This is a genomic window from Pseudomonas sp. 2822-15 (assembly GCF_002742515.1).
GTDB classification, from domain to species: Bacteria; Pseudomonadota; Gammaproteobacteria; order Pseudomonadales; family Pseudomonadaceae; genus Aquipseudomonas; species Aquipseudomonas salomonii.
Map to the genome: position 1 here is coordinate 25,160 of NZ_LJRY01000241.1, position 24,217 is coordinate 49,376.

A 24,217-nucleotide genomic window follows, 5' to 3' on the forward strand; every position below is an offset into this window, starting at 1 on the left:
AAATCTGTAAGCCCAACCCATAACCTCTGTGGGAGCTGGCTTGCCTGCGATACAGGCAACTCGGTCCTTCAGTGAAACCGAGGTGATGCTATCGCAGGCAAGCCAGCTCCCACAGTTTTTTGACCTTTGTCCATTCAGGACTTACGCGTCGCATCATCCAGCGCCAGAATCGTGTGCGCATTCGTCACCGTGGTCGCCAACGTATTGATCACCCCCGAGCGCAACGCACCCAAGGTCGCCGCCGCCTTGGTGTTCTCGCTGGCTATCGCCACCACATCCGGGATACGAAACAACTCCTGCACGGTCAACCCGATCACCCGTCCTTGAATCGCGTTGACCGCCGGCTGCCCATGAATGTCGATAAAGTCATACCCCATCATGTCGCCCACCGTGCCGGACAGCCGCGCCTGGGCAATCTCCTGCGGCGAGAACCAGCCCATGCGCACCATGTTGCTGTTCTCGCTCATGTCACCAATGCCGATCAGCGCAATGTCTGCGCGCCGCGCGCGATCAAGGGTTGAGCGCACGGTGTCATTGTTGATCAGCACGCCACGCAATTCCGGGTTGGCCACCAGTGCCGGCGCATACAAACTTTCACTCTCGCCACCAAAACGCAGGGCCAGGCGCCGGCAGATATGGTCAGGGTTCATGTATTCGCCCGCCTTGAGCGAACCGCCGATCGCACAGACAAATGTGCAGTTGCGCGTCACCGGCAAAAACACATTGTCGGCCACCGCGCCGACGTTACGGCCCATGCCGACGGCGACGATCATACCGTCGCTCAAGGTTTTGTTCAGGTAATTGGCCACCAGGCTGGCGACGGCCGAGCGCTGGGTGTCGGGTTCGCTGTGGTCGACCGCAATCAACGCACGGTCGAGCTTGAAGCGCTCCACCAGCGCGCGCTCCAGCTCGTTGTTCATCGCCGGGTGCTGCAACACCCGCACCTCGACAATCCCTTCATCGCGCGCACGTTTGAGCAAGCGGCTGACTTTGGCCCGCGACAGGTCGAAGCGCTTGGCGATCGCCTCCTGAGTGACGTTCTCAAGGTAATAGAGCATCGCCACTTCGGTCATCTGATCGATATCGCTGGCGATGCGCTGGGTACTGTCACTCATGGGGACGGGCTTCCGTTTCGGCGTCAAAAACCCATTCTCCCGACTCTTGCCCCGTCCCGTCCACTACTGATGCCCATCGCGCTCGATCGCATTGATACGCTCGACCTTGGCCCCGGAACGCGCCGCCTCGAACTCCGACTCCAGAAACGATTTGACGATGCTTTTGGCCAGCTCGGCGCCGATCACCCGCGCGCCAATAGACAGGATTTGCGCATCGTTGCTCTTGCGTGCGCGTTCGGCCGAGTAGGTGTCGTGGGCCTGGGCCGCACGAATGCCCAGCACTTTATTGGCCGAGATGGCCATACCGATCCCGGTGCCGCACACCAGCACGCCGAGGCGCTGCTGCCCGGCATTGATGGCGGTGGCCACCGCCAGCGCGATGTCCGGGTACAGCACCGGCGCGGTGGAATGGGTGCCGAAGTCGGTCACCGGGTAACCCAGCGCCTCGATATGGCGCTTTAACAGCTCTTTGAGCTCAAAACCCGCTTCATCGCATCCGATAGCCACCGGGAAAGGTGTGTTCATGGCGTCTGGCTCCGCTGCCGTTTAGGTGCTTTAGACTGATCATATGATCATTCAATGAAATTTCGCTCAGTTATTTCTCGGGTATTCCGCCCCTTCTGTCAAGCGAGTTTTAGCTGACCTCACAGTCAAAGCCGTCTAAACAGGCGTACTTCGCGCAAACAGACGTATTTATAACTTTTTAATGAAAGCGATTGACTGATCAGAATTTCATTTGATACACATATGATCACAGCAAAACATGACTGTGCGACCTAATAAGAATTCACAGCACGAGGACACGCCGATGGCCACGCCATTACTGCTCCAGGCTGAACACGTCGCCAAGGCCTACGCCGGGGTGCCTGCCCTGCGTGACGGGCGCCTTTCTCTGCGGGCCGGCAGCGTGCATGCGCTGTGCGGCGGCAATGGCGCCGGCAAGTCGACCTTCCTGAGCATCCTGATGGGCATCACCCCGCGTGACGCCGGGACCATCCTGCTCAAGGGCACGCCCGTACAGTTCAACCGCCCAAGTGAAGCGCTGGCGGCGGGGATCGCGATGATCACCCAGGAGCTGGAGCCCATCCCTTATATGACCGTCGCCGAAAACATCTGGCTGGGCCGCGAACCGCGCCGCGCCGGTTGCATTGTCGACAGCAAGACCCTCAACCGCCGCACCCGCGAGCTGCTCGAAAGCCTCGAATTCGAGGTCGACGCCAGCAGCCCCATGCACCGCCTGAGCGTGGCGCAGATCCAACTGGTGGAAATCGCCAAGGCGTTCAGCCATGACTGCCAGGTGATGATCATGGACGAGCCGACTTCGGCGATCGGCGAGCGCGAAGCGCAAACCCTGTTCAAGGCCATCCGCCGCCTCACCGCGCGCGGCGCCGGCATCGTTTATGTGTCGCACCGCTTGAGCGAGCTGGCGCAGATCGCCGACGAGTACAGCATCTTCCGTGACGGCGCTTTTGTGGAAAGCGGGCGCATGGCCGATATCGACCGCAACCATCTGGTGCGCGGGATTGTCGGCCAGGAGCTGACACGCATCGACCACAAGGTCGGCCGCGAATGCGCCGCCACCACCTGCCTGCAAGTCGACAACCTGAGCCGCAATGGCGAGTTCCACGACATCAGCCTGCAACTGCGCCAGGGCGAAATCCTCGGCATCTATGGGCTGATGGGTTCGGGGCGCAGCGAGTTTCTCAATTGCATCTATGGGTTGACGGTCGCGGACTCCGGCAGCGTGACCCTGCAAGGCAAACCCATGCCCATCGGCCTGCCCAAAGCCACGATCGACGCCGGCATGTCGCTGGTCACCGAAGACCGTAAAGACAGTGGCCTGGTGCTCACCGGCAGCATTCTTTCCAATATTGCGCTGTCGGCCTACAAGCGTCTGTCGAGTTGGTCGCTGATCAATGCGCGCAAGGAAACCCAACTGGCCGAAACCATGGTCAAGCGCCTGCAAATCAAGACCAGTTCCCTGGAATTGCCGGTGGCCTCCATGAGCGGCGGCAACCAGCAGAAAGTCGTGCTCGCCAAATGCCTGTCGACCGAGCCGGTGTGCCTGCTCTGCGATGAGCCGACCCGCGGCATCGATGAAGGCGCCAAGCAGGAGATCTACCACCTGCTCGACCAGTTCGTACGCGCCGGTGGCGCTGCCATCGTGGTGTCATCCGAAGCCCCGGAACTGCTGCACTTGAGTGATCGCATCGCCGTATTCAAGGGCGGCCGGCTGGTGACCATCAGCACCGACACCGCCCTTTCCCAGGAAGCCTTGTTGAGTCTTGCCTCATGAATGCCAAAACCATCGCACCGCCCATGACCACCGCGCCGCGCAATCGCCTGCGCTTGTCCCTCGACCGCTTCGGCCTGCCGCTGGTGTTTATCCTGCTGTGCGTGGTGATGGCGTTTTCCAGCGAATACTTCATGACCTGGCGCAACTGGATGGACATCCTGCGTCAGACCTCGATCAACGGCATCCTGGCCGTGGGCATGACCTACGTGATCCTCACCAAAGGCATCGACCTGTCGGTGGGCTCGATCCTGGCCTTTGCCGGGTTGTGCAGCGCCATGGTTGCGACCCAGGGTTATGGCCTGCTGGCGGCCGTCAGTGCGGGGATGTTTGCCGGTGCGATGCTCGGCGTGGTCAACGGTTTTATGGTTGCCAACCTGTCGATCCCGCCGTTCGTGGCCACCCTCGGCATGCTCAGCATTGCGCGTGGCATGACCTTCATCCTCAATGACGGCAGCCCGATCACCGACCTGCCCGACGCCTACCTGGCGCTGGGCATCGGCAAGATCGGCCCGATTGGCGTGCCCATCGTGATCTTCGCCGTGGTCGCGCTGATCTTCTGGATGGTGCTGCGCTACACCACTTACGGGCGCTACGTGTACGCGGTGGGCGGCAATGAAAAGAGCGCGCGCACCTCGGGTATCGGCGTGCGTAAGGTGATGTTTTCGGTGTACGTGGTCTCGGGTTTGCTCGCCGGGTTGGCCGGCGTAGTGCTTTCGGCACGCACCACCTCCGCCCTGCCCCAGGCCGGGGTGTCCTATGAGCTGGACGCGATTGCCGCCGTGGTGATCGGCGGCACCAGCCTGTCGGGCGGCACCGGCAGCATTGTCGGCACGCTGTTTGGTGCCCTGCTGATCGGCGTGATCAACAACGGGCTGAACCTGCTCGGCGTGTCCTCCTATTACCAGCAGGTCGCCAAGGGCCTGATCATCGTGTTCGCAGTACTGATCGACGTGTGGCGCAAGAAAAAACGCTAGAGAACGACCCACAACAATAACCGGAGTTCTACTCATGAAACTTGGTACCACTTTGGCCGCCGCGGCGACCCTCACTCTGCTCGCCAGCAGCATTGCCTTTGCCGCCGACGGCAAGGCCTACAAGATCGGCGCGGCCGTCTACGGCCTCAAGGGCCAGTTCATGCAGAACTGGGTCCGCGAGCTCAAGGAACACCCGGCGGTCAAGGACGGCACCGTGCAACTGACCGTGTTCGACGGCAACTACGATGCCCTGACCCAGAACAACCAGATCGAAAACATGGTGACCCAGCACTACGACGCCATCCTGTTCGTGCCCATCGACACCAAGGCCGGGGTCGGCACAGTGAAAGCCGCCATGAGCAACGACGTAGTGGTCATCGCCTCCAATACGAAAGTAGCCGATGCCTCCGTGCCTTATGTGGGCAACGACGACGTAGAAGGCGGCCGCCTGCAGGCCCAGGCCATGGTCGACAAGCTCAATGGCAAGGGCAATGTGGTGATCATCCAGGGCCCGATTGGCCAGTCGGCGCAGATCGACCGGGAAAAAGGCGAACTGGAAGTGCTGAGCAAGCACCCTGGCATCAAGATCATCGAGAAAAAGACCGCCAACTGGGACCGCGCCCAGGCCCTGACCCTCACCGAGGACTGGCTGAACGCGCACCCCAAAGGCATCAACGGCGTGATCGCGCAAAACGACGACATGGCCCTTGGCGCCGTGCAGGCACTGAAGTCCCACGGGCTGACCTCCAAGGACGTGCCGGTGACCTCTATCGACGGCATGCCGGATGCGATTCAGGCGGCGAAAAAAGACGAAGTCACCACCTTCCTGCAAGACGCCCAGGCCCAATCCCAGGGCGCGCTGGATGTGGCGCTACGCGCCCTGGCGGGCAAGGACTACAAGCCGCAATCGGTGATCTGGGAGCGCTACGCCAAGGACGTGAAATGGGGCGATGGCACCGCCAGGAACTACATCCTCCCGTGGGTGCCCGTCACTAACGCGAATGCGGATGCGCTGTACCAGCAGGTCAGCGGCGGCAAGTAGTTTTCGCCTTGTAATAGGGCCAAGTGTGGAAGCTTGCTTGTGTGGGAGCTGGCTTGCCTGCGATGCAGACACCTCGGTGTGTCAGTTACATACGGTTGATGCCATCGCAGGCAAGCCAGCTCCCACACAAGCCAGCTCCCACATTGGATCTCTACTGTTTTCGAAGAGGGAGTCATTCATGTCTGGATTCTGGAACCAAGCCTTCGACCTCACCGGCCGTTGCGCGGTGATCACCGGCGGCGCGGCCGGTATTGGCCTGGCCTGCGCCCACCTGCTGGTGGAACGCGGCGCGCGCGTGGCCTTGCTTGACCGCGACCCGGCGGTGGTGCAGGTCGCGGCCGGCCTGGGCGACGGGCATTTGGGGATTGCCGTCGACCTCGGCCAGATCGGCCAGATACAGCGCACCATCGACAGCGTATTCGAACACTTCCAGCGCCTGGATTACCTGATCAACAGCGCCGGCGTGGTGTTGCTGGACAAGGCCGTCGACGTCAGCGAAAGCGCCTGGGACACCACCCTGGACATCAACCTCAAGGCCAGCTTCTTTGTGGCCCAGGCCTGCGCCAGACACATGCTGGCGCAGGGCGGCGGGCGCATCGTCAACCTGGCCTCCCAGGCCGCCGTGATTGGCCTGGACCGCCACGTCGCCTACTGCGCGAGCAAGGCCGCCATTGTCGGCATGACCAAAGTGCTCGCCATGGAATGGGCGCCACAGATCAACGTCAACGCCATCTCGCCGACCATCGTCGAGACCGCCCTGGGCAAAAAAGCCTGGGCCGGTGAAGTTGGTGAGAAGGCCAAATTGCAGATCCCGGCGGGTCGTTTTGCCCAGCCGGAAGAAATCGCCGGGCTGGCGTTGTACCTGCTCAGCGACGCCGCGCAGATGATCACCGGCGCCAACATGGTGATCGATGGCGGCTACAGCATTCAGTAATTCATCTTTTGTCGTGAGGTTTTTGTCATGTCCACCGTCACCGAACGCACACCTGAACAATTGTCCCCGGTCATCCCGAAAACCATGCAGGCCGTGGTCTGCCACGGGCCGGAAGACTATCGCCTGGAAACCGTCGACGTGCCCACGCCCGGCCCTGACGAGATTCTCACCAAAGTCGAGCTGTGCGGCATCTGCATGGGTGACATCAAGACCTATCGCGGCGCGCCGTCGTTCTGGGGTGATGCCGAGCAACCGCGCTATGTGAAGCCGCCGATGATTCCGGGGCATGAGTTCGTCTGCCGCGTGGTTGCCCTCGGCCCGGGTGCAGAAAAACGTGGCGTGGCGGTGGGTGATCGAGTGATCTCCGAGCAGATCGTGCCGTGCTGGGGCTGCCGTTTCTGCAACCACGGCCAGTACTGGATGTGCCAGAAGCACGACCTGTATGGCTTCCAGAACAATGTGCAGGGCGCCATGGCCCAGTACATGATCTTCACCAAGGAAGGCATCATCCACAAAGTGCCGGAATCCATCGCCCCGGATGAAGCCATTCTGATCGAGCCGCTGGCCTGTTCGCTGCACGCGGCCGAACGCGCGAATGTCGACCATGACGACGTGGTGGTGGTCGCCGGTGCCGGTACTTTGGGCCTGGGCATCATTGGCGCCGTGCGCCTGCGCAACCCGAAAAAACTCATCGTGCTGGACATGAAACCCGAGCGCGCCGCCCTCGCCCTGCGCATGGGCGCCGACGAAGTGTGGAACCCGGCTGAAGTCGACGTGATGGCCAAGATCCGCGCGATCACCGACGGCTATGGTTGCGACATTTATATCGAAGCCACCGGGCACCACAAGGCGGTAAACCAGGGCCTGGCGATGCTGCGCAAGCTGGGGCGTTTCGTCGAATTCAGCGTGTTCAATGACGAGGCCACGGTAGATTGGTCGATCATCGGCGACCGCAAGGAATTGGATATTTTGGGTTCACACCTGGGGCCGTACATGTACCCGCGCGCCATCGACTTTATCGGCAACCGCAAGATCGACATGCGCGACGTGGTGACTCACAAGTTCGCATTAGCGGACTTCAAGGAAGCGTTTGCGGTGATGGAGCGCGGGGACAAGTCGCTCAAAGTCGTCCTGCAACCCTGATTTCAACAACACCACCTCACCCTGTGGGAGCCGGGCTTGCCCGCGATGGCGGTGGCAACTGACACACCGCTATCGCAGGCAAGCCAGCTCCCACATTAGATTGTTGTTGCCCTTCAAGAACAAGAACAGGAACCCGCGTTATGAATCGAGTCATCAACGATCCGGACCACGTGGTCGAGGACATGCTGCGCGGCATCCTGGTCGCGCACCCCGAGCTGCGCCAATTCGAAACCAACCCACGGGTCATCACCAAGGCCAGGCCCTCGGCAGCCGGCCGTGTCGGCATTGTCACCGGCGGCGGCTCCGGCCATGAACCGGCGTTCCTCGGCTACGTCGGCCCGGGCCTGGTGGACGCCGTGGCCGTCGGCGAGATTTTCTCCTCGCCCACCGCCAAGAGCTTTTTTGACGCCTTCCGCGCCGCCGACCATGGCGCGGGCGTGGCCTGCCTGTACGGCAACTACGCCGGCGACAACATGAACGTAAAGCTGGCGATGAAAATGGCCGCCAGCAAAGACATGCGCATCCGCACCGTGGTCGCCAATGACGACGTGGCTTCCGCGCCCAAGGCCGATATCGCCAAGCGCCGTGGCGTGGCCGGCGAAATCTTCATGTGGAAGATCGGCGGCGCTGCGGCCGCCCAGCATTACGACCTGGACGGCGTGATTCGCGTCGCGCAGAAAACCGTGGATAACTGCCGCTCCATCGGCATTGGCCTCACGCCCTGCACCATCGCCGCCGTGGGCAAGCCGAACTTCCAGATTCCCGACGGGCAGATGGAACTGGGCATCGGCCATCACGGCGAACCGGGCATTGAAGTGATCGCCATCGAACCGGCCGCCGCCATGGCCGAGCGCATGCTCGCGCCGATCCTGGCCGACCGCGATTTCAGCCAGGACGACAGCGTAGTGGTGCTGGTCTCGGGCCTGGGCGCCACGCCGGTGATGGAGCTGTATGTGTTCTACGCCGAGGTCGAAAGCCAACTCAAGGCCAAGGGTTTGAAGATTCACCGTTGCTACGTCGGCAACTACTTCACCTCCCTGGAAATGATGGGCGTGACCCTGACCCTGCTCGGCCTCGACGCCGAGCTTAAAACCCTGATCGACCAACCCTGCCGTTCCATCGGCATGACCCAGGCGGAGTGAACCATGAGCCAGCACTTTTCCACCCGCGACGGCAGCGCCATTGTCGCTGACCTGGTCAGCGTGATCGTGGCCAACCGCGAATACCTCAGTGAAATCGACGGCGCCATTGGCGACGGCGACCACGGCATCAACATGGCCAAAGGCTTTGCACATTGCGGGCGCAGCCTCGAAGGCCGCCAGTTGAGCCTGGCCGAAGCCCTGGATGAACTGACCCTGAGCCTGATGGAAGGCATCGGCGGTTCCATGGGGCCGCTGTATGGCAGCCTGTTTATCGGCATGGCCGACGAAGTGCGCACCAGCGAGGCGATCGACGCGGCAACCTTTGCCCACCTGTTGCGCGGCGGCTTGACCTCGTTGCAGGACATCACCGAAGCGGGCGTGGGCGACAAGTGCTTGATGGACACGCTGATCCCGGCGGTTGAAGCCTTTGAGCGTGCGCATGCCGGTGGCGCTTCTTTCAACGATGCGCTGGAAGCGATGAAAACCGCCGCATCCCAAGGGCGAGATTCGACCAAAGACCTGATCGCCAAAATCGGCCGCGCCAGCCGCCTGGGCGAGCGTTCGCTGGGCGTGCTGGATGCCGGGGCGGTGTCGTGCTGCCTGATTCTTACGCGCCTGGCCGATTCCGTGCAGCCACGGCTGACTGCTTGACCTGCTGGATATACCGCGCCACCGCCGGCGCTTTTTCAAAGCGCCGGTGAATCAGCGACAGCCACGATGAAGCCTCGTTACCCTGAATCGTGCGATACACCACGCCCGGCAAACTCACATGCCCGACCATCGATGCCGGCACCACCGCCACGCCCTGCCCTAACGACACCAACGCCACCACCGCGACCAGCCCACCCGGCTGCGGCCCCAGGCGCGGGGCGAAACCACCTTGCGCCGCCACCTGCAAGGTGCCGTTGATTTGTTCCGGCAATATAAACGTCTCGTTTTGCAGGTGTTCGCAGCCGATGACCTTAAGCCCCAGCAGCCAGGAATCCTGAGGCAGCGCCAACACAAAGCCTTCGCTGTCCAGGCGCACCGCCTCCACACCGTCGGGCAAGGTCATGGGCGAGCGGATATAGCCGATGTCATAACGCCCGTCGGCCACCGCGCCGGGCAAGGACGCCATGGCGCATTCGCGCACATTCACGCTCACATCGGGAAACGCCTGGCTGAACGCCTGCATCTGTTTTTGCAGCAGCCCCGAATACACCGCCGACGCCACATAGCCCAATTCGATATGCCCGATGTCTCCCCGCCCGGCACGCTGGGCGTTGCGTTGGGCGAACTCGAACTGGCGCACGGTGGCTTCGGCCTCAATCAACAACGCCGCGCCGGCTTCGGTAAGGCTGACTTCCCGTTGCTGACGGATAAACAGGCGCGTGCCCAGTGAGGCTTCCATGTCCTGGATCTGGCGACTCAAGGTCGGCGGCGCGATGCCCAGTTGCTCAGCCGCGCGGGTGAAATTGCGCTGCCTGGCGACGGCGAGGAAGTAGCGGAAATGGCGGATTTCCATTGTTGCATTAGCTCATAGGTAATGAAGTGCAGGGTTCCAGCTAATAAAACCAAGCGTAGCCGGAGATAAGCTCAACGTACGCCCACACTAGAGAGCCCTTGCGATGCACGTCAACTGTCTTTCCCATATTACCTGTAAGGCAATCAAGCCATGAGCCAGGTCAGCCCGCGCCTCACCCTGCTGACCGCCTCCGGCGTCTGCTCGCTGATCGTGCTCGACACCAATATCGTCGCCGTCACCCTGCCGAGCATTGCGCGCGACCTGGGGGCGAACTTCGCCGATATCGAGTGGGTGGTCAGCGCCTACATGCTGGCGTTCGCCGCGTTATTGCTGCCCGCCGGCAGCATCGCCGACCGCTTTGGCCGCAAGCGGTCGCTGATCTGGGGCTTGAGCATTTTTATCCTCGCCTCACTGGGCTGCGGCGCTGCACCGAATGCGTTGTTCCTGGACATTGCCCGCGCTGTAAAAGGCGTCGGCGCAGCCTTGCTGCTGACCGCTGCCCTGGCCTCCATCGGCCACACCTTTCACGATGAAGTCGAGCGTGCCAAAGCCTGGGCGTTCTGGGGCGCGTGCATGGGCGTGGCGATGACCGCCGCGCCGACACTGGGCGGCGTGATCACCCAGTACCTGGGCTGGCGCTGGATCTTCTACCTCAACCTGCCGGTGGGCCTGGGGTTGATGGCGCTGGTGCTGCGGGCGATTCCCGAATCACGCGACACTCAATCGGCACGCCTGGACCCGTGGGGCAGCCTGGCCTTCAGTGCCAGCTTGCTGTGCCTGATCTGGGGTTTGATCGAGGCCAATCGCATCGGCTGGGACAGCCCGCTGACCTACGCGCGCCTGATTGGCGGCGCAATGTTGCTGGGGGTGTTTGTGCTGGTCGAACGTGTGCAACAGCGGCCCATGGTCGACTTGCAACTGTTCCGGCACCCGCGTTTTATCGGCGCGCTGCTGGGGATGTTTGCCTACGCCGGGTGCGCCCAGGTGATGATGACGTTGCTGCCGTTTTATCTGCAAAACGGGCTGGGTTTCTCCGCTGTCGCCTCGGGCCTGGGTATGTTGCCATTTGCCCTGACCATGCTTATTTGCCCACGCATCGGTGCACGGCTGGCCGGGCGTTTTGCGCCCGCAACGATGATGGCAACCGGTTTGACCCTGGTGGGCTGCGGCAACCTGTTAAGCGCCTGGGCGGTGAATGCGGGCGGTTATCTGCCCTTCGCGCTGGCGATTGCCGTGACCGGTGCCGGTGCGGGCCTGCTCAATGGCGACACGCAGAAAAACATCATGGCCTGTGTGCCGCGTGACCGTGCGGGCATGGCGTCGGGCATGAGTACCACCATGCGCTTCAGCGCGATCATGCTGGCCATCGGCGTGTATGGGGCGCTGCTCAGCAGCCATGGCGAGCAGTTGCTGAGCACGAGTATCGACCCGCAATGGCTGGCGCAGGTGGCGGGGATTGCATCGCGAGTGGTGGCCGGGGATATGCCGGCGGCGATGGGCATGCTGCCGGAACCGGCACGAGAGGTGGTGCAACCGTTGGCGCAGCAGGCGTTTGTGGGTGGGTTCAGCGGGGTGTTGTGGGTGGCGGGGCTGTTGGGTTTGCTGGGGGCTTTGGTGGTGGGGACGCTGATGCGAAAGCCGATTCCCGCCCTGGCGCAAAACTAAAATGTGGGAGCGGGCTTGCCCGCGATTACGGTGTATCAGCCGACAACTATGTTGCCTATGCCACCGCCATCGCGGGCAAGCCCGCTCCCACATAGATCACCTGGGTCTTCAGATGTGGGTTACCAGAACCGCTGCTGGGTCAACCGGCTCCACCAGGTCAGCAACACACGGTCCACCGAGCCGCTGGCCGCCAGGCCCACGCGTTCCTGCAGGCTTTTACGCTCGGCGTAGTGCAGGTGGAACACCTCGGCCGTCTTGGCCTTGGTCGCCAGGTATTCGTCGCTGGTTTGCAGTTCGTCGACCAGTTGTTTATCGAGCGCTGCAACACCCAGCCACACTTCTCCGGTCGCGACGTCATCGATGGCCAGCTGCGGGCGATAGCGCGACACAAAGTTCTTGAACAACTGATGGGTGATGTCCAGGTCTTCCTGGAACTTCTCCCGGCCCTTCTCGGTGTTTTCGCCAAACACGGTGAGGGTGCGTTTGTATTCACCGGCGGTCAGCACTTCAAAGTCGATGTCGTGCTTTTTCAGCAGGCGGTTGACGTTGGGCAGCTGCGCCACCACACCAATGGAGCCGAGGATGGCAAAGGGTGCGCTGATGATCTTCTCGCCAATGCACGCCATCATGTAGCCGCCGCTGGCCGCCACCTTGTCGATGCACACGGTCAGCGGCACGCCGGCCTGACGGATACGCGCCAGCTGCGATGAGGCCAGGCCATAGCTGTGCACCATGCCGCCGCCGCTTTCCAGGCGCAGCACCACTTCGTCTTTCGGCGTGGCCAGGCTCAACAGCGCGGTGATTTCATGGCGCAGGCTCTCGGTGGCCGAGGCCTTGATGTCGCCGTCAAAATCCAGCACAAACACCCGTGGCTTGGCCTCGGGCTTCTTCTTGCTGTTCTTCTTTTCGGTCTTGCTTTCGGACTTGCGCAGGGCCTTGAGCTGGTCCTTGTCGAGCAGGCTCGATTCGAGGCGTTCACGCAGGCCTTTGTAGAAATCATTAAGCTTGCTGACCTGCAATTGGCCGGCGGATTTGCGCCGCCCCTTGCTGCGCAGCGCGGCGAAACTGATCAGTACCACCACAATAGCGACCACCAGGGTGACGGTCTTCGCCAGAAAGCTCGCGTATTCGGCCAAAAAATCCATATGTCTCCTTAAAAAAGCACGGCGCCAGGCGCGGATGGCCCAGCATACCGACGGCACCGCCTTCGGACCAGTGCTCAAACCGCCAGCAGTCGGCCTCTAACGCGCTTTTAAAACAAGCGTATGTTTTTTCATTGACAGCTCCCTGCCATCCTCATAACCTCGCCAGACTTTCAACGTACCGGGAAAACGGACGTGGGCAGCATTTATCTGATTCGACATGGCCAGGCCTCCTTCGGTGCAGACGACTATGACGTCTTGTCGCCCGTCGGCGTGGAGCAAGCACAGGTACTCGGTCGCCACCTGGCCGACCTGGGCCTCAGGTTCGACCGTTGTGTCTCGGGCGACCTGCGTCGCCAGCAACACACCGCCACCGCCGCATTCGATCAATACCGCACCCTCGGCCTGCCAGCCCCAACGCTGGAAATCGACACGGCCTTCAACGAGTTCGACGGCGAAGCGATCATCCGCGCCCTGCTCCCCGACCTGCTGAGCACCGAGCCCCACGCCTTGGATATCCTGCGCAACGCTGCGCAAAACCGCAGTGAGTTCCAGCGCATTTTCGCCCTGATCATCGAGCGCTGGCTGGCCGGCACCTACGACCCGCCTGGGCTGGAAAGCTGGCTGGGTTTCGTGGAGCGTGTGCAGGGTGGCCTGCAACGCATTCTGGAAGCAGCCGACAACAGCGACAAGATCGCCGTGTTTACTTCCGGCGGCACCATCACCGCCCTGCTCCACCTGATTACCCGAATGCCTGCCGCGCAGGCCTTCGAACTGAACTGGCAAATTGTTAACACCTCGCTCAACCAGCTGAAATTCCGTGGTCGCGAGGTGGCACTGGCTTCCTTCAACAGTCATACCCACTTGCAACTGTTGAAGGCGCCGCAGCTCATCACCTTCCGATGAATTGCGGCCAACCGTGACCCCAAGGTCACTGGACTCTACCTTAAAGGATCGAAACCATGACTGACGTAGCCAAAGCTGTAGAAGCAATGAAAGCCAAATTCAACCCGGCCGCTGCCGACGGCCTGGACCTGGTGTTCGGTTTCCGTATCGACGACACCCAGAACTTCTCGCTGGTGGTGAAAAACAACACCTGCGAACTGCTGGAAGGCGAAAACCCTGACGCCCAAGTTACTCTGGTGATGGACGCCGAGACCATGAAAGGCATCGTCGATGGTTCCACCGATGGCATGCAGGCCTTCATGGGCGGCAAGCTGCGCACCGAAGGCGACATGATGCTGGCCATGAAACTGAGCGAGCTGTTCCCGGCCGGATAACGCCGCGCTCAAAAAAATCCCGCCTTCCGGCGGGATTTTTCGTTCAGCCGGCTTCCCGGTCAGCGGGTATTGGCATTATCCATTTCTTCGAACGTGTCCATGTACGCTGGGTCATTACCGTCGTTTTCACGAATCACACGCCCTTCATACTCGGCGGTGATTTCACCGGTATTGACGTCAAGCCCAACCACGATCACCAGCTTGTATTTGCCCACTTGCAAGTACATGTCATAGAGGTCCCGGGGTTCATCGGGCGCCATAAAAAAGCTGTAGCTGTAACGTACGCGCCTGGTTAACACGGGCCACTGTGCTTCAAACGTGCGGGAATCGAAGGATGGGAGCACATCGCTGATTCCACGCAGCGCAGCCTCGACCAGTTGGTCATTATCCTTGGCCTTGAAGACCACCGGATGCGTGCGAGTCATCGACCGCATCGGGTTGGGAACAATATCCGTTTCAAGGCGGTACATGCCGCTGCTGAACCATTTTGTTGCATCGAAGGTGTCGTCACCTTTCTCGCATTCGCGGCAATGCATCATCAGCGGGGCCGCGGCGCTTTCTCGGGAATACAGTGAAGTGATGGACACACCGAAGGTGATCAGCAATGCCCACAATAGGCCTGCACTGCCAACTCGCGCGATAACATTCGCCATCGTCTACATCCTTGTCTGGAGGGGCGGCGAATTTACCTGATTCAGACCTTTTGGTGGCGGGATTTTTTTGCTGGCCAGTTCGCAAGCGATGTAGTTTCAATGTGGGAGCTGGCTTGCCTGCGATAGCGGTGGGTCAGCCCACCCGTGTATGGCTGATACACCGCTATCGCAGGCAAGCCAGCTCCCACAGAAAAGCTTGTCAGTGGTGCGGCTTAGCTTTTGGGCTGCAGCAACAACGCCACCAACGCACTCCACCCCGTCTGATGCGACGCCCCCAGGCCACGCCCGATTTCGCCATGGAAATACTCATGAAACAACACCAGATCGCGACTGGCCGGGTCTGCTTCCAATTGCGCATAGCCCGCCATCGACGGGCGCAGGCCATTTTCATCGCGTAAAAACAAGCGCGTGAGGCGCTGGCTGAGGCTGTCGGCCACTTCTTCAAGGGACGCCAGATAACCACTGCCCGTCGGGTACTCCACCGAGAAATTGTCCGCGTAGTAGCGGTGAAACTCGCGCAGCGATTCGATCAGCATGTAGTTCACCGGCATCCACAACGGCCCGCGCCAATTGGAGTTGCCGCCGTACAAGCGTGAGTCGGACTCGCCGGGCTGGTAGCGCGCACACAGGGTGTCGCCATTCATCTTCAGCGCCAATGGCTGTTCGGCAAAGGCCTTGGATAACGAGCGCACGCCAAACGTCGACAGAAACTCCTGGTCATCGAGCATGCGCCGCAGCAGGTCCTTGGTGCGCTCGCCACGCAGCAAGGCGAGCAACAGGCGGTTGCCCTGCCCCGGTTCGTTCCAGCGCGACACCAGCTTGGCCAGGTCCGGCCGGTGTTTCATAAAGCCCAGCAGTCGCTCACGCAAGCCTTGCAGCCCTTCATGCTCGCGTTGCTCCAGCACCAACACGGCAAACAGCGGCATCAGGCCGACGATGGAGCGCAGGCGCACCGGCTCGCTCTGGCCGTCCGGGCGGTGCAGCACATCGTAAAAGAACTGGTCCTGCTCATCCCACAAGCCTTCGGCGCTGTCGTCGACGCGGTTGATCGCGCCGGCGATGTAGAGGAAGTGCTCGAAAAACTTCACCGCGATATCCACGTACACAACATTGCGCTTGGCCAGTTCCAGGCCGATGCGCATCAGGTCCAGTGCATACGCCGCGACCCACGCGGTGCCGTCGGCCTGATCCAGCTGGTAGCCCGGCGGCAAGGTGGCCGAGCGGTCGAACAAGGCGATGTTGTCCAGGCCCAGGAAGCCGCCCTGGAACAGGTTGCGGCCCTCGGCGTCCTTGCGGTTGACCCACCAGGAAAAATTCAGCAGCAGCTTGTGGAAAATCCGCTCGAGAAAGTCCATGTCGCCCACGCCGGTCAGCGCCTTGTCCTGCTGATACACGCGCCAACTGGCCCAGGCGTGTACCGGCGGGTTGGCGTCGTCGAAGCGCCATTCATACGCCGGCAGCTGGCCATTGGGGTGCATAAAGCGATCTTTGACCAGCAACAACAACTGTTGCTTGGCATACCCCGGATCAATCAACGCCATCGCCACGGCCTGGAAGCCCTGGTCCCAGGATGCGTACCACGGGTATTCCCAGGTGTCGGGCATGGACAAAATGTCGAAGTTCGACAGGTGCCGCCAATGGGTATTGCGGATATGCAGGCGTTCGGGCGGCGGCGCGGGTTGGGCCGGGTCGCCGTCGAGCCACTGGTTTACATCAAAGTAGTAGAGCTGCTTGGACCACAGCAGCCCGGCCAGGGCCTGGCGCTGCACATTGCGCGCGTCATCATCGGCAATGCCTTGCTGCAAGGCGGCGTAGAAGTCGTCCGCCTCTTGGCGGCGCAGCGCGAACAGCTTGCGTGCATTGACCTGGGGCGCGTCCACCGGCGCGAACCGCAGGTACAGGGTTTTGCTCTCCTGGCCCGCCAGTTCGAGGATGAAACGCGCGGCGACCTTGGTGCCCACGTCCCGGCGGATTGCCGAGGCTGCGCCACCCACCACGTAATCGTTGATGCCATCCTTGAATGGCCCCGGCGCCGGTTGCCCATCGAGCTTGGGGAAGTTGCTTTCGTTTTCGCAGAACAGCCACTCCAGGCCGTCCTGGCCCCAGGCGCTGAGATGGCGATCGGTCAGCTCATGGTGCCGGGCCAGTACCCGTTCACCGTCTAACCGCAACTGCGGCCTCGGCGCGTCAAAGGTCCAGCTCCAGTCATTACGCGCCCACAGTTGTGGCAGCACCTGCACACGCGTCGGTTGGTCCGCGCGGTTGTGCACGGTGACGCGCATAAAAATATCGTCGGGCTGATGCTTGGCGTATTCGACGGTTACATCACAGTAGCGGTTGTCTTCGAACACGCCGGTGTCGAGCACTTCGTACTCGGCATCCTCAAGCCCACGGCGGGCGTTTTCGGCGAGCAGGTCGGCATAGGGAAAAGGCGCATGCGGGTATTTGTAGAGCATGCGCATATAGGCATGGCTGGGCACGCCGTCGACGAAAAAGTACAGCTCCTTGACGTCTTCGCCGTGGTTGCCCTCGGCGTTGTTGAGGCCGAACAGGCGCTCCTTGAGGATGCTGTCACGCTCGTTCCACAGCGCCAGACCCAGGCACCAGCGCTGCGCCTTGTCGCTGAAACCCGCCAGGCCGTCCTCGCCCCAACGGTAGGCGCGGCTGCGGGCGTGTTCGTGGGGGAAGTAGGCCCAGGCATCGCCATCGGCGCTGTAGTCTTCGCGCACCGTGCCCCATTGGCGTTCACTTAAATACGGGCCCCACTCGCGCCAATGCTCGGCGTCCTGGGCGGCCAGGCGCTGGCCTTCAATAGTTGCAAGGATGTTGGTTGCGGGCGTGGCCGTCATTGGGTCCTCCATCACTGACACAGTGGGGGCAGTGTAGAACCCATCCGTGCGCGGATGCACATGAAGTCGTGTTCGCGCGCGCGAAAAAAAAAGAGGCCGCTGTTCAGGCGGCCTCCGTTTGTCGCGGCGCGAGCTTAGAAGATCGCGTAGGTGTAGTTGAAGATCAGGCGCGTCTGGTCCTGGTCTGCGGTGCCGGTGTTGTGACCTTTATAGGTACCGGTACGGAAGGTGGTGCCGAAGCCTTTGAGCGGGCCTTGCTGCACCACGTAGTCGAGGCGGAAGTCGGTTTCGTTTTCTTTCTGATCCGACCCACCGGCCACTTTGGACTTGATGCCCGTGCCGTCCAGGTACGCCACGGAGGCTTTCAAACCTGGTACAAAGGCCTTGAAGTCATAGGAGTACTGGCCAAAATTGACCTGCTCACCCGCGCGGGAGAACTGGCCCACCACCGCGTCGGTGAACAGGTAGAAGTCGCTGCCGCCCGCGCCTTGTGCGTTTGGATCAGCGATGCTGCCCTGGTTGACCCAGACGAAGCCGCCGTCATCGCTCACACCGATGTGACCGAGCATCAGGCTGCTGCCGCCCAACTGGTAGGTGAACGCGGCGCTGTAGGTTTTGTTGTCCACTTCGCCGGCGTGCTTGGCGTAGCCGCCGTTGTTGTTGAACTGGTAGCCGGCGTCACCATTTTTGCCGTCGCTGGTGCTGTCGAAGTAACGCAGGTCAGTCTTGAACGACTGGTCGTTGCCCAATGGCAGCACGTGAACCAGGCCGAAGTAGTTCTGTTTGTAGAAGTCTTGCAGGTCGGCGTAGTAGTACTGCAACGTCAGGTTTTTAGCGATGGCGTTGTCGGACGAGCCAAACGGTTTGTAGTCCACACCGCCGAACTTGAAGCTGTCGCTGTCGCGGGTACCGCCGGCAACGCTCAAGCCCGTGGCGTTGCTGGAAGCACGGCCTTCGGCACGGTTGAGCTCACCACCGGTGAAGGTCACGTTAGGGATGTCGTTGGAGGTCAGGATGCCGCCGTCAAAGGTCTGCGGTGCCACACGGCTGTCGTTGGAGACCAGGATAGGCAACACCGGGGCCAAACCGCCACCGACGTGCAACTCGGTCTGGGAAATGCGGAATTTCACGTTACCCGCAGCGCGACCGAAACTGTCGGCGGGTTCGGTGCCGTTGTTTTTGGTCGGGAAAAAGCTGTTGCCGTTACCCGCCAGGCCCGGGCCTGCGGCGTGGCCATCGCCACCGTCCAGACGCAAGGCGCCGAACGCCATCACGTCGAAACCGACACCAAGGGTGCCTTGGGTGTAACCGGATTTGTAGTCAAAGCGCAGCAAGGTCGCGGCTTCGCGCAGATCGTTGTTGGTGCCCGAACGGTTGTCGGCGCTGTAGTACATGGTCCGCGAACTGACAGCCGCATGGCTGTCTTCAAGAAAACCGCTGTGACCCGTGCCCGTGCCCAGAGAACCGAGCCCGAAGTCATCAGCGCACGCGTGTTGCGCGAGCAACGCTGCGGTGATGGATAACGCCAGTGTAGAAATTTTCATGTGTAACAGCCCCTAAACATTTTTTTATGTGCGTTGTGTGCAAACGGCGTTTTCATCCCTACAAACGTAACGATTGTTTCATGAGGACCGGGGCGCGCCTCGTGAAGAATTAGTTAGGAAAGTACCCACGAAAATGAAATTTTCCTGGCGCCGATTTTTGTCATATTTGCGTCATTTCATTCATTTGCAGAATGAAGTCCTGAGGATTCTTCGTTTGCCAGCCCCCTTAAAGCCCAACAGAATCCAGAGAAAGGCCGCACCCTCACCACCGTGTTCAGGAATTTTTCTATGCCAGGCGCCGCGTATGTCAGCCCCGACGAGATTCGCAAAGACTTTTCCAGGGCCATGTCCGACATGTACCGAGATGAAGTTCCGCTGTACGGCGCACTGATGGAGCTGGTAGCCGAGACCAACACGCGGGTTCTGGAGAGTCATTCGGGCCTGGCCACCCAGCTGCAGCGCACCGGGGAACTGGAGCGCCTGGCCATGGAGCGCCACGGCGCCATCCGCCTGGGCACCGCCCATGAGCTGGCCACCATCGGCCGTCTGTTTGCGGTGATGGGCATGCAGCCGGTGGGCTATTACGACCTCACACCCGCCGGTGTGCCGGTGCATTCCACCGCCTTTCGCGCCGTGCATGAACAGGCGCTGCAGGCCAGCCCGTTCCGCGTCTTTACCTCCCTGCTACGCCTGGAATTGATCGAAAACCTCGAGCTGCGCGCCTTCGCCGAAAGCGCCCTGGCCAAACGCTCGATTTTCACCCCTGGCGCCTTGGCGCTGATCGAGCAAGCCGAACGCAATGGCGGCCTCAACGTCGCGGATGCCCAAGCGTTTGTCCGCGAGGCTCTGGAAACCTTTCGCTGGCACCACACCGCCACCGTGACCGGCGCCCAGTACCAGCAATTGAGCGACCAGCATCGCCTGATCGCCGACGTGGTGGCGTTCAAAGGCCCACATATTAATCACCTGACACCCCGCACCCTGGACATCGACCAGGTGCAGGCCGCGATGCCCGGTAAAGGCATCACGCCCAAAGCCGTGATCGAAGGCCCGCCCCGTCGCCAGTGCCCGATCCTGCTGCGTCAGACCAGCTTCAAGGCCCTCGACGAGCCCATCGCGTTTACCGACGCCAAAGGCAGCCACAGCGCGCGCTTCGGCGAAATAGAACAACGGGGTGTGGCGTTGACGCCAAAGGGTCGCGCCCTGTACGACCAGTTGCTGAACGCGGCGCGCGACGAACTGGGCGCCTTCCCGAATGAGGGCAACGCTGCACGTTACGTCGAATTGATGGCGCAACACTTCCAGGCCTTCCCCGATAACCACGCGCAGATGCGTGAACAGGAACTGGCGTATTTTCGCTACTTCGTCACCGAGCAAGGCTTGGCGGCGCGCGGCCAGGCCGGTCAGCCGCAAACGTTGGAGGCCTTGATGGCGGCCGGGCACGTGGCGGTGGAGCCTTTGGTGTATGAGGATTTTCTGCCGGTGAGTGCGGCGGGGATTTTCCAGTCGAACCTGGGCGATGCCGCGCAAAGTCACTACGCAGCCCATTCGAACCAGGCTCAATTCGAGCAGGCACTGGGCCGTCGGACGATTGATGAATTGAAGCTGTATGCCGAGACGCAGCAGCGCTCCATGGATGAGTGCATCCAGGCGTTGCGTGCATAAGAAAGGATGCCCGCCCGGCTCAGCAGCGCAATCCTTGCGCCGCGACAGTCCCCAGAGCCGGGTGGACGGCCGGCATCATAAGCAGTGAAACGCCGGCTGTCGCTCAGACAATTCTGAACAAATATGTCCGCGTCCTGTAGGACGCTTTATTGCAGCAAGTCCCTGATTTCGTCTTTAACCAACAGGCGTTTATCCTTCAGCTTCTTCAACGCCTCATCACTGCCGGATGCCTTTTCGGCGCTCACCACCTGCTCATCGACGGTGTTGTACTTATCAAACAGCGCGTTCAAATGGGGATTTTTCGCCCGACGCCCGTCGACCTCTTCCTTGCTCAAACCCAAATCCTGATACAGGTCGTGTTTCACTGGCATGGAGTACCTCCGCAAGTTGATCAATGGCCTACGCCTTGAAACTAGCCCATTCCAAGGGGTCTTGTCATGTCTTGGGTCAAGGCGGTCCCGTTCGTCGTAATGCCCACGATGGGATCAAACCTTTGCCGTGCCCTGCCCTCCACTGTAGATCGCCACCCGAGGGAGAACGGTTTCATGACTCACGCTGCCACTGCTGTCGACACCCAATGCATCAACACCATTCGCACCCTGGCCATGGACGCCGTGCAAAAGGCCAACTCCGGCCACCCCGGCACGCCCATGGGACTGGCACCGGTGGGCTACACGCTGTGGAGCCGCTTCCTGCGTTACCACCCCGAACACCCGGATTGGCCTAACCGCGACCGCTTTGTGTTGTCGGTGGGGCACGCTTCGATGCTGTTGTATTCGCTGCTGCACCTGGCCGGTGTGGTTGAGATTGATGCCCACGGCAAGCGCTCCGGCCAGCCGGCGATCAGCCTGGACGACATCAAGCAATTCCGGCAGATGAGCTCCAAAACCCCCGGCCACCCCGAGTACCGCATGACCACCGGCGTGGAAACCACCACCGGCCCGCTGGGCCAGGGCTGCGCCAACAGCGTCGGCATGGCCATGGCCGAACGCTGGCTGGGCAAGCGCTTTAACCGCGACGGCCAGGTGCTGTTCGACTACAACGTCTACACCCTGTGCGGTGATGGCGACATGATGGAAGGCATCAGCAGCGAAGCGGCGTCGATGGCCGGGCACTTGAAGCTCGATAACCTGTGCTGGATCTACGACAACAACACCATCAGCATCGAAGGCCACACCGAGCTGGCGTTCAGCGAAGACGTGATCAAGCGCTTCCAGGCCTATGGCTGGCACACCTTGCACGTTACCGATGCCAACGACCTGCAAGCCCTGAGCGCAGCGTTGGAGACCTTCCAGGCCAACACCGGCGCGCCGACCCTGATTGTGGTCGACAGCGTGATCGGCTACGGCTCACCGCACAAACACAACACCGCCGCCGCCCATGGCGAGCCATTGGGTGAGGAAGAAATCCGTTTGACCAAAGAGGCCTACGGCTGGCCGCAGGATTCCAGCTTCCTGGTGCCCGACGACGCCCGCACGGTGCTGCGCGATGCGCTGCTGGAACGCAGCCAGCCGCTGTATGAAACCTGGCAGCAACACTTGGCGCAGCTGGAGCAGTACGAACCGGAACTGGCCGATGAATTGCGCCGCATGCGCGCCGGCGAAATGCCGGAGCACTGGCAGGACGAATTGCCCCACTTCGACACCGACGCCAAGGGCGTGGCCAGCCGCGCCGCCGGCGGCGAGGTGCTGAATGCCTTCGCGCAACAAATCCCCTGGCTGCTGGGCGGCTCGGCGGACTTGTCGCCTTCGACCAAGACCAACCTCACCTTCGACGGCGCCGGGCGTTTCAGTGCCGATGACTACAGCGGGCGCAACCTGCACTTCGGCATCCGCGAACACGCCATGGGCGCGATTGCCAATGGCATGGCGCTGTCCTACCTGCGGCCGTACACCTCGACCTTCCTGGTGTTCAGCGACTACATGAAGCCGCCGATCCGCCTGGCGGCAATCATGGAATTGCCGGTGGTGTTTGTGTTTACCCATGACTCGATTGGCGTGGGTGAAGACGGCCCGACGCACCAGCCCATCGAACACCTGACACAACTGCGCGCCACGCCAGGGTTGCTGACCCTGCGCCCAGGCGATGCCAACGAAACGCTGGAACTGTGGAAGGTGGCACTGGCGCAAACCCATCGGCCGAGCTGCGTGGTGCTGTCGCGCCAGGCGCTGCCGACCTTGGATCGCACAAAATATGCAGCAGCGTCCGGGGCGGCCAAAGGCGCTTATGTGTTGGCGGGTGCTGATAAACCTGAGGTGCTGCTGTTGGCGACGGGCAGTGAGGTGAGCCTGGCGGTGGCGGCTTATGAGCAGTTGCAAGCTGAAGGCATTGCCGCTCAGGTTGTATCGATGCCCAGCTGGGAATTGTTTGAAGACCAGGATCAGGCGTACCGCGACAGCGTCTTGCCACCTGCGGTAAAAGCCCGTGTGGTGGTGGAACAGGCTGGGCCCCTGGGTTGGGACCGCTATGTCGGGCAGACTGGCGCTAAAGTGGTGATGAACAGCTTTGGCGCGTCGGCACCGTTGGCCAAGTTGCAGGAGAAGTTTGGGTTTACGGTGGAGAATGTGGTGAAGCAGGCCAAGGAGCAGATTCGCCTGGCTGGGCGTTGAGGGGGCATATCCGTTATTTAGGTAACGGCGGCTTATGGTTCCGCCCTTACGGCGGGTCACTTTTGCAAGGACGCAAAAGTAACCAAAAGGTCCACGCCCCAACACTCGGTGCCTCGCTGTGGCTCGGCATGCCCGCAATCCGACAGTGATTTGGGGGGCCGCCGCGATGGGCCATCCTTGGCCCAGCGCGGCTAAACCGGCATCCCTGCCGGTTTACCCCCCAAATCACTGTCAGATTCCGGCCATCGTGTTTGACGGGGCGATTTCAGATCAAGATCAAGATCAAAAGCGCAGATCAAAAGACCGCTGACTTCGTCATCGAAAAGGATGTAAGGGCCGGAGCAAAAGCAACAGCAACAGCAACAGCAACAGCAACAGCAGAGCCATACTCGGTCAAAGGTGGGAGCTGGCTTGCCTGCGATGGCCTCAACTCTGTGTGCCTGATATACCGAAGTGTCTGCATCGCAGGCAAGCCAGCTCCCACAGAAAAGCAGCTCTTCAGTGCATGCAAATCCGCAGTCGACCTCATTTTCAAAACCACATGCGGTCAACTGTGGGAGCGGGCTTGCTCGCGAATGCGGTGGGTCAGTTACAGATGAATTGACTGACCCACCGCATTCGCGAGCAAGCCCGCTCCCACATTTAGACCGAGTTGCATCA

20 protein-coding genes are annotated in these 24,217 nt (G+C 61.2%); 12 read left to right on the forward strand and 8 right to left on the reverse strand.

What is annotated here, in order from left to right; translation table 11 throughout:
- Positions 1–134: 134 nt before the first annotated feature.
- Entirely contained in the window at positions 135–1,115 is a 981-nt protein-coding gene (locus tag AOA59_RS26105) for a sugar-binding transcriptional regulator (protein ID WP_017135920.1), read from the reverse strand.
- A gap of 63 nt (positions 1,116–1,178) precedes the next feature.
- Positions 1,179–1,640 (reverse strand): ribose 5-phosphate isomerase B, encoded by a 462-nt coding sequence (gene rpiB, locus AOA59_RS26110; RefSeq protein WP_016969738.1) that lies wholly within the window; start codon positions 1,638–1,640, stop codon positions 1,179–1,181.
- A 283-nt stretch (positions 1,641–1,923) separates the two neighbouring features.
- On the opposite strand from rpiB, the gene AOA59_RS26115 reads away from it, so the two are divergent.
- From AOA59_RS26115 to dhaL, 7 genes are all read left to right on the forward strand, one after another.
- Positions 1,924–3,411 carry a sugar ABC transporter ATP-binding protein gene (locus AOA59_RS26115; protein WP_099489571.1) on the forward strand — a complete coding sequence of 496 codons (1,488 nt, stop codon included), beginning with the start codon at positions 1,924–1,926 and terminating at the stop codon, positions 3,409–3,411.
- Entirely contained in the window at positions 3,408–4,385 is a 978-nt protein-coding gene (locus AOA59_RS26120) for an ABC transporter permease (RefSeq protein WP_017135922.1), read from the forward strand. Before AOA59_RS26115 ends, AOA59_RS26120 begins: the two co-directional genes overlap by 4 nt.
- A 34-nt stretch (positions 4,386–4,419) precedes the next feature.
- On the forward strand, positions 4,420–5,427 hold the full coding sequence (locus tag AOA59_RS26125) for a substrate-binding domain-containing protein (protein ID WP_099489572.1): 1,008 nt from the start codon (positions 4,420–4,422) through the stop codon (positions 5,425–5,427).
- Positions 5,428–5,605: 178 nt separating this feature from the next.
- Positions 5,606–6,361, forward strand: coding sequence for an SDR family oxidoreductase (locus AOA59_RS26135; protein WP_099489574.1), 756 nt, complete (start codon positions 5,606–5,608; stop codon positions 6,359–6,361).
- 27 nt (positions 6,362–6,388) lie between these two features.
- On the forward strand, positions 6,389–7,504 hold the full coding sequence (locus AOA59_RS26140; RefSeq protein ID WP_099489575.1) for an alcohol dehydrogenase catalytic domain-containing protein: 1,116 nt from the start codon (positions 6,389–6,391) through the stop codon (positions 7,502–7,504).
- A 140-nt stretch (positions 7,505–7,644) separates the two neighbouring features.
- Positions 7,645–8,646, forward strand: coding sequence for a dihydroxyacetone kinase subunit DhaK (locus tag AOA59_RS26145; RefSeq protein WP_099489576.1), 1,002 nt, complete (start codon positions 7,645–7,647; stop codon positions 8,644–8,646).
- A 3-nt stretch (positions 8,647–8,649) separates the two neighbouring features.
- Positions 8,650–9,297, forward strand: a complete 648-nt coding sequence (gene dhaL, locus AOA59_RS26150) for a dihydroxyacetone kinase subunit DhaL (protein ID WP_099489577.1) — start codon at positions 8,650–8,652, stop codon at positions 9,295–9,297.
- On the opposite strand, the gene AOA59_RS26155 is transcribed toward dhaL, so the two are convergent.
- The gene (locus AOA59_RS26155; protein ID WP_099489578.1) at positions 9,254–10,150 is read right to left on the reverse strand and encodes a LysR family transcriptional regulator; all 897 of its coding nucleotides are present in this window, start codon (positions 10,148–10,150) and stop codon (positions 9,254–9,256) included. The genes dhaL and AOA59_RS26155 overlap by 44 nt on opposite strands.
- A 150-nt stretch (positions 10,151–10,300) precedes the next feature.
- On the opposite strand from AOA59_RS26155, the gene AOA59_RS26160 reads away from it, so the two are divergent.
- Positions 10,301–11,815 (forward strand): MFS transporter, encoded by a 1,515-nt coding sequence (locus AOA59_RS26160; RefSeq protein WP_099489579.1) that lies wholly within the window; start codon positions 10,301–10,303, stop codon positions 11,813–11,815.
- A 119-nt stretch (positions 11,816–11,934) separates the two neighbouring features.
- Here AOA59_RS26160 and sohB read toward each other — a convergent pair whose 3' ends face one another.
- Positions 11,935–12,960 (reverse strand): protease SohB, encoded by a 1,026-nt coding sequence (sohB, locus tag AOA59_RS26165; protein ID WP_069788443.1) that lies wholly within the window; start codon positions 12,958–12,960, stop codon positions 11,935–11,937.
- A 192-nt stretch (positions 12,961–13,152) separates the two neighbouring features.
- Here sohB and AOA59_RS26170 point away from each other — a divergent pair, with 192 nt between their 5' ends.
- Positions 13,153–13,863: a histidine phosphatase family protein gene (locus AOA59_RS26170; RefSeq protein WP_099489580.1), complete on the forward strand. Its 711-nt coding sequence runs from the start codon at positions 13,153–13,155 to the stop codon at positions 13,861–13,863.
- A 56-nt stretch (positions 13,864–13,919) separates the two neighbouring features.
- Complete coding sequence (locus AOA59_RS26175) at positions 13,920–14,237, forward strand: SCP2 sterol-binding domain-containing protein (protein ID WP_099489581.1); 318 nt, start codon at positions 13,920–13,922, stop codon at positions 14,235–14,237.
- Between the two features lie 59 nt (positions 14,238–14,296).
- Here AOA59_RS26175 and AOA59_RS26180 read toward each other — a convergent pair whose 3' ends face one another.
- From AOA59_RS26180 to AOA59_RS26190, 3 genes are all read right to left on the reverse strand, one after another.
- Positions 14,297–14,890: a hypothetical protein gene (locus AOA59_RS26180; protein ID WP_099489582.1), complete on the reverse strand. Its 594-nt coding sequence runs from the start codon at positions 14,888–14,890 to the stop codon at positions 14,297–14,299.
- Positions 14,891–15,102: 212 nt separating this feature from the next.
- Positions 15,103–17,739 carry a glucosidase gene (locus AOA59_RS26185; RefSeq protein ID WP_099489583.1) on the reverse strand — a complete coding sequence of 879 codons (2,637 nt, stop codon included), beginning with the start codon at positions 17,737–17,739 and terminating at the stop codon, positions 15,103–15,105.
- A gap of 134 nt (positions 17,740–17,873) precedes the next feature.
- The gene (locus AOA59_RS26190; RefSeq protein WP_065929555.1) at positions 17,874–19,283 is read right to left on the reverse strand and encodes an OprD family outer membrane porin; all 1,410 of its coding nucleotides are present in this window, start codon (positions 19,281–19,283) and stop codon (positions 17,874–17,876) included.
- A gap of 288 nt (positions 19,284–19,571) precedes the next feature.
- On the opposite strand from AOA59_RS26190, the gene AOA59_RS26195 reads away from it, so the two are divergent.
- Complete coding sequence (locus tag AOA59_RS26195; RefSeq protein WP_099489584.1) at positions 19,572–20,948, forward strand: VOC family protein; 1,377 nt, start codon at positions 19,572–19,574, stop codon at positions 20,946–20,948.
- A gap of 146 nt (positions 20,949–21,094) precedes the next feature.
- Here the strand turns inward: AOA59_RS26195 and AOA59_RS26200 are convergent, their stop codons facing one another.
- Positions 21,095–21,319 (reverse strand): DUF465 domain-containing protein, encoded by a 225-nt coding sequence (locus tag AOA59_RS26200; protein ID WP_056860349.1) that lies wholly within the window; start codon positions 21,317–21,319, stop codon positions 21,095–21,097.
- Between the two features lie 174 nt (positions 21,320–21,493).
- On the opposite strand from AOA59_RS26200, the gene tkt reads away from it, so the two are divergent.
- Complete coding sequence (gene tkt / locus AOA59_RS26205; protein ID WP_099489585.1) at positions 21,494–23,557, forward strand: transketolase; 2,064 nt, start codon at positions 21,494–21,496, stop codon at positions 23,555–23,557.
- Positions 23,558–24,217: the final 660 nt, after the last annotated feature.

What these genes read in the sequence shown, in the direction of transcription:
- AOA59_RS26135 (WP_099489574.1), top strand. Translation starts at nt 5,606, where the DNA reads ATGTCTGGATTCTGGAACCAAGCCTTCGACCTCACCGGCCGTTGCGCG.
- AOA59_RS26155 (WP_099489578.1), bottom strand. Translation starts at nt 10,150, where the DNA reads ATGGAAATCCGCCATTTCCGCTACTTCCTCGCCGTCGCCAGGCAGCGC.
- AOA59_RS26140 (WP_099489575.1), top strand. Translation starts at nt 6,389, where the DNA reads ATGTCCACCGTCACCGAACGCACACCTGAACAATTGTCCCCGGTCATC.
- tkt (WP_099489585.1), top strand. Translation starts at nt 21,494, where the DNA reads ATGACTCACGCTGCCACTGCTGTCGACACCCAATGCATCAACACCATT.
- AOA59_RS26105 (WP_017135920.1), bottom strand. Translation starts at nt 1,115, where the DNA reads ATGAGTGACAGTACCCAGCGCATCGCCAGCGATATCGATCAGATGACC.
- AOA59_RS26180 (WP_099489582.1), bottom strand. Translation starts at nt 14,890, where the DNA reads ATGGCGAATGTTATCGCGCGAGTTGGCAGTGCAGGCCTATTGTGGGCA.
- dhaL (WP_099489577.1), top strand. Translation starts at nt 8,650, where the DNA reads ATGAGCCAGCACTTTTCCACCCGCGACGGCAGCGCCATTGTCGCTGAC.
- AOA59_RS26200 (WP_056860349.1), bottom strand. Translation starts at nt 21,319, where the DNA reads ATGCCAGTGAAACACGACCTGTATCAGGATTTGGGTTTGAGCAAGGAA.
- rpiB (WP_016969738.1), bottom strand. Translation starts at nt 1,640, where the DNA reads ATGAACACACCTTTCCCGGTGGCTATCGGATGCGATGAAGCGGGTTTT.
- AOA59_RS26175 (WP_099489581.1), top strand. Translation starts at nt 13,920, where the DNA reads ATGACTGACGTAGCCAAAGCTGTAGAAGCAATGAAAGCCAAATTCAAC.
- AOA59_RS26115 (WP_099489571.1), top strand. Translation starts at nt 1,924, where the DNA reads ATGGCCACGCCATTACTGCTCCAGGCTGAACACGTCGCCAAGGCCTAC.
- AOA59_RS26120 (WP_017135922.1), top strand. Translation starts at nt 3,408, where the DNA reads ATGAATGCCAAAACCATCGCACCGCCCATGACCACCGCGCCGCGCAAT.
- AOA59_RS26190 (WP_065929555.1), bottom strand. Translation starts at nt 19,283, where the DNA reads ATGAAAATTTCTACACTGGCGTTATCCATCACCGCAGCGTTGCTCGCG.
- AOA59_RS26125 (WP_099489572.1), top strand. Translation starts at nt 4,420, where the DNA reads ATGAAACTTGGTACCACTTTGGCCGCCGCGGCGACCCTCACTCTGCTC.
- AOA59_RS26185 (WP_099489583.1), bottom strand. Translation starts at nt 17,739, where the DNA reads ATGACGGCCACGCCCGCAACCAACATCCTTGCAACTATTGAAGGCCAG.
- sohB (WP_069788443.1), bottom strand. Translation starts at nt 12,960, where the DNA reads ATGGATTTTTTGGCCGAATACGCGAGCTTTCTGGCGAAGACCGTCACC.
- AOA59_RS26195 (WP_099489584.1), top strand. Translation starts at nt 19,572, where the DNA reads ATGCCAGGCGCCGCGTATGTCAGCCCCGACGAGATTCGCAAAGACTTT.
- AOA59_RS26145 (WP_099489576.1), top strand. Translation starts at nt 7,645, where the DNA reads ATGAATCGAGTCATCAACGATCCGGACCACGTGGTCGAGGACATGCTG.
- AOA59_RS26160 (WP_099489579.1), top strand. Translation starts at nt 10,301, where the DNA reads ATGAGCCAGGTCAGCCCGCGCCTCACCCTGCTGACCGCCTCCGGCGTC.